Consider the following 12,300-nt stretch of genomic DNA (forward strand, 5'->3'; position numbering starts at 1 on the left):
CACGCTGCCTTTCGACAAGGCAGCTTGAATATCATAATATTGTCCAAACTTTAGTGACGGAAACGGAATAGCCGCTATCCGACACAAATTATTAAGGATTTATACTATAGTAACGCGGCTGAATTGTGGGAAGGTTGCATAAAGTGTGATTTTTCTGAAGATCTTCCGGCGGCATTCCATAAAAAAGGAATTTGGCTAAGAGTGGGTATGTAAAATTTTGTCAGAAGGTTGGGTTGGAAGGACGGATAAATTTACAAGTAAGATGTCCATAAAAGCGTATTATTTTTGCTTTAGTTCACCCCAGAGCGTTGTTAGCAGGTTTGCTTGGGGATGAACTGACAAGGTTGTCGGATCAAACCAATCGCCGAGATAATTGCGTCCTTCTTTTGTGAGTTGTTTTGCGTTACGACTTCTCAAGCGGGTTTTGAAAATATGGGATTTCCCATTACCACTATGTTCATAAACGAGTTCGTCTCCGCGGGGCGACCAAATGGGCTTGTCAGCCCAAAAGGATCGAGCCGGTTTTGTGCCCCGTTGAAGTTCACTTCCATCGCTGTTCATTGTGTAGATAGTCTGTAAGTGAAACATCTCAGGGTTGAACCAAGAGAAAGCGAGTTTTGAGTTATCCGATGACCATCTGACGGCTTTTATAAAGGGGCGTCGGGGATTTTCTAAAACCATTTTTCGTGTGCGTGTCCGGATGTCAAAAACCCCAATTCCGAATTTTCCGCCTTCACCTGGCGGCTCTAAAATAAAGGCTATCCATTTTCCGTTAGGCGACCAATGAGGGTATATCCCTTTTGTAATCACCTCAACATTCTTACCATCTCGGGTAGCGATATAAACAGTTTCATTTTGAGAGTAAGCGATTCTTTTTCCATTAGGCCCCCAAGATGGACTGCTTCTTGATGCTATATCTCCAAAGACCTTTTGCACGTTTGTTCCATCTGCCTTCATAACGTACAGATCCCATTCTCCATCCCGGTCCGATATAAACAGAATATGTTAACCTGTAGGTGACCAAACGGGTCTAAGTTCGCCTCCAGGGTGGTCGGTTAGTCTGACAGGGTTCCTTCCATCAGGATTCATCACATAGATGTCCGAATGCCCATTACGGTTTGATGAAAAAGCAATCTTGGCGGTCTTCGGGGCTTGGGCATAAACAAGGTAAACGCGTTGACAGAATAACCCAAGAACCAGTGTCCATAGTATAAACAAGTTTTTCACGATAGGTCTCTCCTCCATCAGCAGGTGTCTAATCCTTCAACAAAACCTCTGCCACAGCATTCTCAAGAGGTTCAAATCGGGGCATCTCCCTCAGATTTTTTATAGGAGCATATTAATCCTGTTTCAGTCGTCCCCACAAGGTCGTCAGCAACACGGCACTTGGTTGAACAGGAAAAGCACGGCGCACAGGTACCCAAGCGGGTCCCCAATTCAGAGACAGTTCATCTGTCAATTGACGCAGCTCACCACCCGCTGCGTTCATAACATAGATAGCACTCGTCGCATTCTGCCGAGGTTCTCGTGCGTCAAACGTAATCCACTGACTGTCTGGAGACCACACAGGATCCAATTCCCACTTCGGTGCGTCGGTCAACTGACGACGGTCTTGACCATCAAGGTCTGTGACAAAGAGGTCAAAAGTATCTTCCCCATCCGCATCGTCTCGTGTTGTTGAAAAAAGAATTTGTCTTCCATCGGGAGACCACGACGCTCCCGCTGCGGCTACTTTTATGAGTTGCCTGAGATCTTTTCCATCGGCACGCATTACATACAGGAAATTTTCTCGGAAACCCTCCTTATTATGAAAAAAGGAATTAAAGGCAATCCATTGACCATCAGGCGACCACGCCGGAGATGTATTGCGTCCCGGAAGTCTCGTGAGTCGCTGTAGATGCTTACCCCGGACATCCATCTTGTAAATTTCATACGACCCTGAACGATCTGAGCAAAACGCAATCCATTTTCCATCCGGCGACCACGCAGCCATAGCGTCATTCCCAGGGTCTTCCGTCAACCGACGGCTTTTCTTCGTTTCGATATCCATCACATAAATATCAGTGTTCCCATTCAGTTCAGCATGATAGGCGAAAAAGTGCCCATCAGGGGACCATGTCGCACCCGCTTCATTTTTTCGACTGTCAGTGATGTTACGAAGATTTTCACCATTGATATCAATAGTATAGATATCAAAGTTCCCTGATCGATTTGAAGCAAAAGAGATATAGGGAACATCTTCAGCGGTATACGCCCAAAAACTCATCATGAGCAGAAGTACACTTATCACGAACATTGCTTTAAACATAAGACCACCTCAATCCAATTTTTGTGACCACTTAACTTACAAAGTTGCAGCCATAATTTGCTCCCTCGTCTACTAAATATTTATCGACTCGCTGCATTAGAAGCACCGAAGCAAGATTCCTACAAATTCAGAGCATTTGAAAATGCAAGAGTTTGCAAAGAGAAAATATTTTTGCGTGACATTAGTCCTGTGTTTTGAGTTTCCCCCACGTAGTCGTCAAAAGGGACGGCTGAGGCGAGACCGGCAAAGCAAACGCCGGATCGAACCAATCGGCACTGAAGTTATCTCCCCGGCGTGTGAGCTGTTCTGGGACACCGCCGTCCAAATCGGCTTTGAAGAGTTGTCTGGAGCCACGCCCCTGATGATTGTAAATGTTGTAAATAAGTTCATTCCCGCGCGGAGACCAGGTAGGGTTAGACACTCCAATGTTTTCTCCAGACTCAATAATCTTCCTGAGTCCGCTACCATCTCGGTTCACAACATAGATATCTATAGTATGCAGTCTCCTGTTAGCTTCTAAAAAACCGTTCGCTTGCCTACCGTTCCAAGTAAAGGCTATCTAGGCACTATCGGGTGACCAAGTCGGTCTATACATCCAAATACTCCTCGGAAGAAGCCTCTCTTGTACATGCGTTTGTAGATTGATAATCTCGATTCTGACATCCGGAAATCTGATATTGCCGTTGTCAGCCCAAAAAAACTCGCCTGCCATAAAAGCGATCTCAGAACCATCGGGAGACCACGCGGGCCATAAGCCATCCGTAAGTTTTTCCTCATTTTCTCCGTCAATTGAGGCGGTGTAGATAGAGAATGTGTGAAACCGGTGATAAGCAAGTGCTTTGCCATCAGGCGACCACGTTGGAAACTCTCTGCCTATTAATTTTTTGAATACCTGACGCACATTCGCTCCATCTGGGTCCATCAGGTAGAGATCCTCTATCCCATCTCGATCCGAGGTGAAAAGAATCTGTTCACCTGTCGGTGACCAGACAGGCGCGGCATCCTTGGCACGGTGCTGGGTTAAGTTTATCTGATCAGAGCCATCCGGGTTCATGCTATAAATCTCAAAGTTGCCATCCCGCATGGATCTAAATACGATTTTCGCAGTTTCTGGGGCTTTTGCGAGGACGGTGGAGAAGGGAGTAAGGATAAGGAATGCGCTAAGCACATAACATAAGCGTTTCATGATGTTTTCCTCTATAGCGTTTACTGTAGAAAATGAAGTTTCAGTATTTAACTGGGTAATTCCCTAACAAGATAAGGAACAGAACATCAAACGCGAAAGAAGGCACATGCACCATGCACCTTCCAAATATGTAACGTGAGGTTGATAAGACTTTAGGCTTGACAGAAGGGGACAGAAATGCTATGCTACCGTAATATTAGTTATTCTCGCCACCTTCATCGATCCAATCGATGAAAAGTTGGACCTGGTCTCCGTCTAAAGGTGGGGGTATGGGAGGCATCCCACCGCCATCAATGCGTTTGACGACAAGGCTGCCTTTACCGTCGCCGGCGACAAATCCGGGACCCGTGTTTCCGCCCTTTTTGAAGGTATCGTATTGGGTGAGATCAAGCCCTCTTGCTGCACCGGCTGCAGCGTGGCATCCTGGAACGGCACAGCGTTCAGCGAGTATCGGCTGAATATCGTCCTTGAAGGAAGTTTTCGGCACATCTGGAACAACCGGCTCTTCAACGACGGGTTGTTCAACAACCCCAGGCTGTGGCGTTTGAGCCGTCGGGGGCGGTGTTGAAACAGGTTGGAGGACCTCCGTCATACCGGGGGTGTCTTCGGTGGTATCGCCTTCATCGCCGCAACTGGCGACGAAGATCGCAATGAGAAAAAGACCAATAGCAAAAATGGGAATAGAAACGGAACGGACGTATCTTTTACGTATACCTATAAAAGATGAAGCAATCACGACAGGATTCTCCTTTTTTGAGAAATGTGTTTTTTGGTGTAGCTTGCGAGTTAAAACTTGCTGTTAACTCTGCAGGAATCTCGTTATTTCGTATATAGAATATCACGATACAGGAGAAATGTCAAATGAAAATCTTGATTAACACCGATATTACATCGGAACAACAGCAGCAGATCGCATCGGTATCTGACGACCTTTCGCTTGTGTGTCCAGAGAATTCAGAAGAGGCACTGCGTGAAATCGTAGATACCGATATTGTGCTCGGTGGTTTCAACCGTTCGCTTTTTGAGAATGCGAAACAGCTGAAATGGGTCCAAGTGCTTTCGGCTGGCGTTGACGGCTTGCTATTTCCGGAGTTTGTGGAAAGCGATGTTCTCCTCACGAGTGCGAAAGGGTTTGTCGGTCCACATCTGGCAGATCAGACGTGGGCGTTACTTCTCGGTCTTCTGAGAGGCATCGGACGTTCGGTTCGCGAGCGGACGTGGGAGAATCGGATGTCAATCCGTCTGGCAACATGGGAACTCAGCGAGGCGACGTTAGGGATTGTCGGACTCGGTGGCACGGGGATTGACGTTGCGCGTCGGGCGCAAGGGTTCGATATGCGCGTCATCGCTGTGGATCCAGAGGCGGTTGAAGCCCCTTCGTTTGTGCATGAGGTCTGGAAGATGGATCGGTTCCATGATCTCCTTGCGGCATCAGATGTCGTCGCTATCTGTGCACCACTGACCCCGGAGACGCACGGTATGTTTGATGATGCGGCGTTTGAACAGATGAAATCGCATGCGCTGCTTATCAACGTCACGCGTGGTAAGATTGTAGACGGACCGGCACTCCTTCGGGCACTCACTTCAGAGAGTATCGGGGGTGCGGGGTTGGACGTCACGCCTGAAGAGCCGCTGCCTGCCGACAGCCCGTTATGGGATCTGCCGAACGTGATTATCACGCCACACGTCGCCGGGGGTTCACCGATCCGCTTGGACCGGAGTGTTGGACTATTCTGTGATAATCTGGAACGACTTCTCGTTGGGAAACCGCTCCTGAGTGTGATTGATAAGGAGAAGGGGTATTAGAGACGCAAAAGTTGGGATAGGCGAGGTTGGGAAACCTCGCCTACCTATCGAATTTATCGGATCCTCAGAAGCAATAAATTAAAAATCAGTCGGAAATTTTGACGAGTTGTTTCCCGATATTGCCGCCTTTTAGCATACTAATGAACGCTGCGGGCGCGCTTTCGATCCCACCTTCCTCAATCGTTTCATGGTATTTCAATTTGCCCTGTTGGACCCACGCCGACATCTCAACGAGTGCTTCCGCATGCTGATCGGCGAACTCAGAGACGAGGAAACCTTCGATTCTCGCGCGCTTGGTGATCATGTGCCAGAGAAAACGGGGACCTGTCTCCGGCTTCTCCAAATTATACTGTGAAATCTGTCCACAGATCACCACACGACCTTTGATTCTTAAATTGAGGAAAACGGCATCCGTGATAACGCCACCGACGTTGTCAAAATAGACATCAATGCCATCCGGGAAAAGTCTCTGGAGCTCCTCATGATAGTCGGTAACCTCTTTATAATTAAAAGCATCATCAAAGCCGAGTTCATCAACAATGTAAGCGACTTTTTCATCGGTTCCGGCGGACCCGACAACCCGACAACCCTTGATTTTCGCGATCTGTCCGACGACGGAGCCGACGGCACCAGCGGCACCAGAGACAAAGACTGTCTCCCGTTCTTGAAGTTTCCCAACTTCAAGTAAGCCGAAGTAGGCTGTTAGACCGGGCATACCGAGAATCCCGCCGCCTGTTGAGATGGGTGCGATTGTTGGATCAATCTTCCGCAGTCCATCACCACCAACGACACCGTATTCCTGCCACCCGATACCCGCGTTGACGATATCACCCACCTCGAAATTCGGGTGCTCCGTCTCAATAACCTCAGCGATTACACTTCCCACCATGACCTCATCAATTTCCACATTGGCGGCATAAGATTTCGCTGCATTAATCCGTCCCCGCATATACGGATCAACTGAGAGGTAGAGCGTCTTTACCAATACCTCGCCATCTCCAGGCGTTGGCATCGGCACTTCAACTAAGTTAAAGTCCGATTCCTTTGGGTATCCTACAGGTCGAGAAGCGAGGGTAATTTGACGATTCATTTAAGATTTCTCCTTTATTCGTTTTCAGGGGTTAACTGTCAGTCAGACCGCGCGCTGGAAGGCATCTACAGTGATGCGTCGGGATCGGAGTTCCTATGATTAAATTGGACGGGATCTTCACCGTGAACGACGATGAGCTCGTGCTGTGGCGCGTCCCAATCGAAAACTTTGACAATCGGCAGGATGACCCGCACTGCTAAACCGATACGTCGTTTATCAGAACGATTTGCCTCCGAGTGATGCAAGGTGCGCTCATTAAAGAGGACAAATTCGCCGGGTTGCATCTCAAGGTTGACAATAGTGCTGGTATCAACGAATCCAAGGTCACCCATCTGATTGAACGCCATATCTGAGGTTGCTTTTACGTGCGGGACTACTTTTCGGTGTGAGCCGGGAACGATCTGGAGACAACTATTTTCTAATGTTGCGGAATCGACAGCAATCCACGCAGAAATAATAATAGGGGGTTCAAGGGGCCAATAGTTAAAGTCCTGATGCCACGGAATCTCTTTCGCACCCGGTTCCTTGATGAAAAAGTTCGTCCGCCAGAGCAGCAGATTGGGGCCATAGAGAGATGCCATCCGTTTGATGATAGTCGGATGCGTGGCGAGATTGTGAATTAATTCAGAGTCAAGATGCCGGTTATGCTCCACTTGGTTGTGATCTGGCGGTGCGGTTTCAAGGACTTTCTCGATCTTTGAGTGCATGCTGAGCATCTCTTCAGAACTACAAAGTTTGTAAGGACCGAGGTAGCCCTGCCGCCAAAACTGTTCCCGTTCTTGGGCATTCAACATTTTAATTTTTCCTTGCGGTTCGGTACGGCGAATCGCTATTTTTCCTCATTGCTGACAGACATGCACTTTAACGGCGCCGGAGGTCTTATCGGCAGACACTCGGAACGCTTCGACGATCTCGTCAAGTGGATAGGAGTGTGTCACCAATTTTGTCGCATCGACCTTGCCAGAGTCAATCAACTCAATCGCTGCCTCAAAGTCGGTCTCCATCCCACTATAACCGTAGCAGTTAGACCCTGTAACGAATGCTTCTGACCAGACGATCTTGGAAAGATCCACTTCAAGCGGTTTATAGTATCCTGCGACGAGGACAACAGCCCCCTGTTTCCGAACGATATTCATAGCGGTGTCAAAGTTTTCCCCACCGCCTACGGTTTCAACCACTGCGTCAAAACCGATGCCGTTTGTGGCATCCTTGACGTATTCACGAACGTCGGTGTCGCCGACGTTTACGACATGATCTGCGCCGAGGGCTTTTGCCAGTTCTGCTTGCTGCTCGTACTTGACGGTAATCAACGTCTCTTTCACACCCGCGGCGACTGCATCCGCTAAAGCGAATTGTCCGATAGTCCCGCCACCGATAATCGCGACTGTATCTCTGAAATTGGTACCTGTCCGCGCGATAGCACGATGTGAGACGGCGAGCGGTTCAACAAGTGCGCCCTGCTCAAACGTCATGTCTTTCGGTAATTTAAACAATCCAGACTGGTGCACCGAGGTGTATTCAGCAAACCCGCCGTGCATACCCGGTGAGACCCCGGTCCTATTGACGCAGAGATTATACTGTCCGGTTTCACAATACTTGCAGACGCCGCAGTGCGAAAAACATTCCACGGCGACCTTGTCGCCAAGGTCAAATTTCGTTACCCCCTCGCCGAGTGCCACGACGACACCACATGTCTCATGCCCTGCGGCGTATTCGTGCGATTGCCCCCAATTCCCGTAATAACTGTGCAGGTCACTTCCGCAGATACCGGTCTGTTTTGTATCAACGAGGACAAAGCCTGGAGGGGGTTCGTCCCGTTCAACTTCACGTATCTCAATTCCTTCAATGCCTGTGTAGATAGCAGCTTTCATTTTCATTTTTTAATTTTTCCTTGCGGAGAAACGACGAGGCTTATGCTTTTCAGCTTTTCGCTCAAGGATCGCCCTCCACTTCGTTACGGGCTACAGGTTTTTAGAATCCCAAAAACTGCACTCCCCTCTATCTCCCGTAGGCAGTGGATACAGGGATACGCAGTCGAGATGCCCATCAATTAAAATGCTATCGGGGCCGAGGTTCAGAACCTCTGACTACCCATCATCGTGGTAAATCCGAGTTACCAGTGGATACAAACATTCCTAAAATCGCACGCTTATCAAATTTTCCGACGCTCGTTTTCGGGATTTCATCAACAACGATAAACCGATCAGGAATCCAGAATTTCGGAAATTCTGGGATGAGATGTTGTCTGAGGGTGTCTGCGATATCCATATCGGTGTGCCTTCCCAGTAACGGGTGGGAACCCTGATTAGAAACCGCACCTACCGGTGTGAGGACGACAACGGCGAGTGGACGTTCACCCCACTTCTCATCCGGCACCCCGATAACTGCCGCTTCATGAACGGATGGATGCTTTAGAAGTGAGGTTTCTAAGGCAACACTTGAAATAGACTCTCCGCCACTTCGGATGAGTGCCTTGGCGCGGTCCACAATCTGCATGTAACCCTCTACATCAATAGTGGCAACGTCTCCGGTGCGTAACCACCCGTCAGGCGTGAAATGCTCTGCAGTCGGCTGAATATTGTAGTAACGACTCGCCGTCCATGGACTCCGGACTTGTAGTTCCCCGACGACCTCGCCATTCCAAGGGAGTTTCGTGAAACCGTTAGATATTTCAGCGGCGAGGCGGAGTTCAACACCCGGTATCGGTCGTCCTTGTTTCGCTTTAATTCGCCATTTTTCAGCATCCGACAAATTTTGATGTGCCCCCCGCAATTTCGAGAAGGTTCCCGTCGGTGACATCTCTGTCATTCCCCAGGCGTGGCACACCTCAACACCGAGATTCTTTTCGTAGGCTTCAATGAGTGTCGGAGGCATCGCTTCACCGCCTACGATCAATCGTCGCAAGGTGGAAATGTCCTGCCGCCTTTTCGACAATTCGGGATACACCTTTGCCCAGATTGTCGGGACCCCCGCGGCAACGGTGACACCCGTCTCGGCAATAAGGTCCGCGAGGCACAGCGGCTTAGCACCCGGAAGTACTATATCCGCCCCAGCGAACATAGCCGCGTAGGGCAGTCCCCACGCCATCGCATGGAACATCGGGACAAGGGGCATCACGACATCCGCCTCTGTTAATCCGAAGACATCGGCTTGATTCACGGCAAGCGTGTGGAGAAACATGGAGCGATGGGTGTAGAGAACGCCTCTCGGTTCTCCTTGCGTTCCACTGGTGTAGCAAAGCCCCATTGCCCAGTTTTCGTCAGGGATATCCCATGAATAGGCTGGCTCGGCTTCAGAGAGCAGATGCTCATAAGCAACATCGGGAGGCATGGCACTCGGATTAAAGTGAACAACCCGTTCAGATCCAATTTTCTCCCTTAGTGCCTCAAATTGCTCGGCATACACATCATCTACAAAAATAATCTTGTCTCCTGCCTCCTGCACGATTCGTGCCAATTGAACGGCGGTGAGACGCACATTGAGGGGATGCAGCACAGCACCGATGCACGGAATCGCATAGTAGAGTTCCAGATGTTGATAGGTATTGGAAGCATACGTCCCAACCCTGTCGCCCGGTTGTATAACTCCGAGTTGCATGATAGCATTTGCTAACCGCTTTACACGCTCATATAACGCAGTATAGGTGTAACAATGGAATGTCTGATCGGGCAGCAGTGTCGTAACCCGCTTATTGCCGTGTATATGGTGCGCATGTTCCAAAATCTGAGCGAGTGTCAATGGATACTTCATCATCATACCCTGCATGTTTTCCCAGACCCTCACATAAATAAAGGTATTATCCGAATTTCTAACGAACAATTGTCCAAGTTTTGTCATGATTTTAGCACAAAAGCAGCGTTTGTGGTAAAAAAAATTCGGGCATGACGCAATTTTGACTGTAAAGCACAGGTGTGGTTTTCAACCGCGCCTTTTTTATATTTCTATTGCATGTATTTGCGGAATTTGCTAAATTGGAGTGAGACTTGCACGGAACCTGAAATTCAAAGGAGAACTTATTGAATGCACCGAAACCTCTTCATCTTTTGTGCGACGTTGCTCGTTGTCGGCAGCATCATCGCGCTGAACATCAATTCTGTTCAAAGCCAGAGCGATAGGGTCCAGCGCGGAAAATATCTCGTGGATACAGTGGGTGCATGCGCCCATTGTCATACCCCCCGCGCCGGGGCTGAATACAACATGGACATGTATCTCGCTGGGCATCCAGCGAACGCGCCGTATCCACGCTACAATTTCAGCATGATGCAACAAGGCATCTTCATTCTTACATCAACGCAAATGACAGCATTCTCAGGTCCATTTGGAACGAGTTTCGCTTCAAATTTGACCCCGGATAATGAAACTGGGATAGGCGAATGGACAGAGGAAATGTTCATCCAAGCGATGCGGACGGGACTCCATCAAGGCGTGGCAGGCAACCGGAAGATCTTTCCTCCGATGCCGACGAAGCATTACGCGCAAATGAACGATGAAGACCTGAAAGCGATCTGGGCGTATCTACGGACGATTCAACCCGTCAAAAACGAAGTGAGTCCACCCTTGAATTCACGAGGTAGGCCGTATTGAAATGGTTATCAGTTATCATTAAACCGTAGGGATAGGTCTTGTGCCTACCCAGACCAGAACCCTGCTCGGAACGTAGTGGAGAGCAGACCAGGAGCAATAGTTTAAAAAATGGCATCAGAAAACAAATCAGTCCGAATTGCAGTCGTCGGGATGGGCATAGGCAAACCCAACGGGACAGCCCTCGCTAAAAATCCGAGGGGCACTGTTGTGGCGCTCTGCGATTTGCTTGAAGATCGGATGAAAGCCTTCGCCGAAGATCTACCGGACGCGGTTAAATTCTACACAGATTACAAAGAGATGTGCAAAGATAGCGACATCGACGCAGTGTTTGTTGGCACACCGAATCAGTGGCATGTGCCGATCGCATTGGAAGCCGTGCGAAACGGTAAACACGTCATGGTAACGAAACCTCTCGCCGATTCTGAGGAAGCGGCACAAAAACTCGTCACGGAAGCGGAAGCAGCGGGGGTTGTCAATATGATGTCGCTCTCAACGCGCTTCGGAGATGCCTGTCAACACCTGGGCAATCTCGCACGCGACGACTATTTCGGTGAACTCTATTACGCCCGTGCGCGTAGTGTTCGCCGCAATGGTATCCCGGCATGGAATCTCGGTTTCATCAAAAAGGGAGGCGGTGCGTTCCGTGATATGGGTGTCCACGTTCTCGATTCAGCGTGGTGGATCCTCGGATTGCCGAAACCGATCGCAGTGCTCGGTGCCGCTGGCGCGAAATTTGGACCGCGGGGTCGTGGATACTGGAATCGTAGCCGCCCTCCAAAAGAGACCTACGAACAATACGAGTCAGATGACTACGCAGGGGGTTTTATCACCTTTGAAAATGGGCTTGGCTTACAGGTAGAAAGCTTCTGGGCATCACACCAACCCGATGAATTCCAGATAGAACTCTTCGGCACAGAAGCCGGGGCGACGATGAGTCCCTTGAAACTCTATCGCACGGATGAATCCGGCACTTCTGAGGATATAAGCGTCAATTTGCCGCCGGGTCAATACAACACATCCTGGGACGCGATCGCTGACCACTTCATTGAATGCATCTTAGACGACGTAAAGTGTCAGGCACCGCTCCGGCACGGACTGATTGTCCAGCAGATGATGGAAGGTTTACTTACAAGTGCCGAAACAGGACGCGAAGTCCATTTTTAATTTTACCTTGCGGTTCGGTCAGGGGGATTGAGCGATAGACTGCTATTGCGTATATCCGCTTGCGCCGATGTTGCAAGCTACGCACTTTGGTTATAGGCGTTAAAGATACTAAAGTTTGGACAATATTATGATATTCAAGCTGCCTTGTCGAAAGGCAGTGGG

The 12,300-nt window shown here is 49.2% G+C and carries 13 protein-coding genes; 3 read left to right on the forward strand and 10 right to left on the reverse strand.

Annotated elements, in window-relative coordinates; genetic code table 11:
* Window positions 1-279 precede the first annotated feature (279 nt).
* From F4X88_05860 to F4X88_05885, 6 genes are all read right to left on the reverse strand, one after another.
* Window positions 280-957, reverse strand: coding sequence for a hypothetical protein (locus F4X88_05860; protein MYA55801.1), 678 nt, complete (start codon window positions 955-957; stop codon window positions 280-282).
* A 48-nt stretch (window positions 958-1,005) separates the two neighbouring features.
* Complete coding sequence (locus tag F4X88_05865) at window positions 1,006-1,245, reverse strand: hypothetical protein (GenBank protein ID MYA55802.1); 240 nt, start codon at window positions 1,243-1,245, stop codon at window positions 1,006-1,008.
* A 94-nt stretch (window positions 1,246-1,339) separates the two neighbouring features.
* Complete coding sequence (locus F4X88_05870) at window positions 1,340-2,308, reverse strand: DUF5050 domain-containing protein (GenBank protein MYA55803.1); 969 nt, start codon at window positions 2,306-2,308, stop codon at window positions 1,340-1,342.
* A gap of 181 nt (window positions 2,309-2,489) precedes the next feature.
* Window positions 2,490-2,729: a hypothetical protein gene (locus tag F4X88_05875; GenBank protein MYA55804.1), complete on the reverse strand. Its 240-nt coding sequence runs from the start codon at window positions 2,727-2,729 to the stop codon at window positions 2,490-2,492.
* Window positions 2,730-2,867: 138 nt separating this feature from the next.
* Window positions 2,868-3,494 (reverse strand): hypothetical protein, encoded by a 627-nt coding sequence (locus tag F4X88_05880; protein MYA55805.1) that lies wholly within the window; start codon window positions 3,492-3,494, stop codon window positions 2,868-2,870.
* 196 nt (window positions 3,495-3,690) lie between these two features.
* On the reverse strand, window positions 3,691-4,230 hold the full coding sequence (locus tag F4X88_05885) for a hypothetical protein (protein MYA55806.1): 540 nt from the start codon (window positions 4,228-4,230) through the stop codon (window positions 3,691-3,693).
* Between the two features lie 125 nt (window positions 4,231-4,355).
* Between F4X88_05885 and F4X88_05890 the strand changes: the two genes are divergently transcribed.
* Window positions 4,356-5,300, forward strand: a complete 945-nt coding sequence (locus F4X88_05890) for a D-2-hydroxyacid dehydrogenase (protein MYA55807.1) — start codon at window positions 4,356-4,358, stop codon at window positions 5,298-5,300.
* 85 nt (window positions 5,301-5,385) lie between these two features.
* Here F4X88_05890 and F4X88_05895 read toward each other — a convergent pair whose 3' ends face one another.
* The 4 genes from F4X88_05895 to F4X88_05910 form a co-directional block, all read right to left on the reverse strand.
* A complete protein-coding gene (locus F4X88_05895; protein MYA55808.1) occupies window positions 5,386-6,390 on the reverse strand; it encodes an NADP-dependent oxidoreductase in 1,005 nt (334 codons plus the stop codon).
* Window positions 6,391-6,455: 65 nt separating this feature from the next.
* The gene (locus F4X88_05900) at window positions 6,456-7,184 is read right to left on the reverse strand and encodes a hypothetical protein (GenBank protein MYA55809.1); all 729 of its coding nucleotides are present in this window, start codon (window positions 7,182-7,184) and stop codon (window positions 6,456-6,458) included.
* 45 nt (window positions 7,185-7,229) lie between these two features.
* On the reverse strand, window positions 7,230-8,267 hold the full coding sequence (locus F4X88_05905; protein ID MYA55810.1) for an alcohol dehydrogenase catalytic domain-containing protein: 1,038 nt from the start codon (window positions 8,265-8,267) through the stop codon (window positions 7,230-7,232).
* A 217-nt stretch (window positions 8,268-8,484) separates the two neighbouring features.
* Window positions 8,485-10,155, reverse strand: coding sequence for a long-chain fatty acid--CoA ligase (locus F4X88_05910; protein ID MYA55811.1), 1,671 nt, complete (start codon window positions 10,153-10,155; stop codon window positions 8,485-8,487).
* Between the two features lie 255 nt (window positions 10,156-10,410).
* Between F4X88_05910 and F4X88_05915 the strand changes: the two genes are divergently transcribed.
* Both F4X88_05915 and F4X88_05920 read left to right on the forward strand, forming a co-directional pair.
* Complete coding sequence (locus F4X88_05915; protein MYA55812.1) at window positions 10,411-10,974, forward strand: cytochrome c; 564 nt, start codon at window positions 10,411-10,413, stop codon at window positions 10,972-10,974.
* Window positions 10,975-11,082: 108 nt separating this feature from the next.
* Window positions 11,083-12,138, forward strand: coding sequence for a Gfo/Idh/MocA family oxidoreductase (locus F4X88_05920; protein MYA55813.1), 1,056 nt, complete (start codon window positions 11,083-11,085; stop codon window positions 12,136-12,138).
* Window positions 12,139-12,300: the final 162 nt, after the last annotated feature.

The sequence above is a fragment of the Candidatus Poribacteria bacterium genome (assembly GCA_009839745.1).
Classification (GTDB): Bacteria; Poribacteria; WGA-4E; order WGA-4E; family WGA-3G; genus WGA-3G.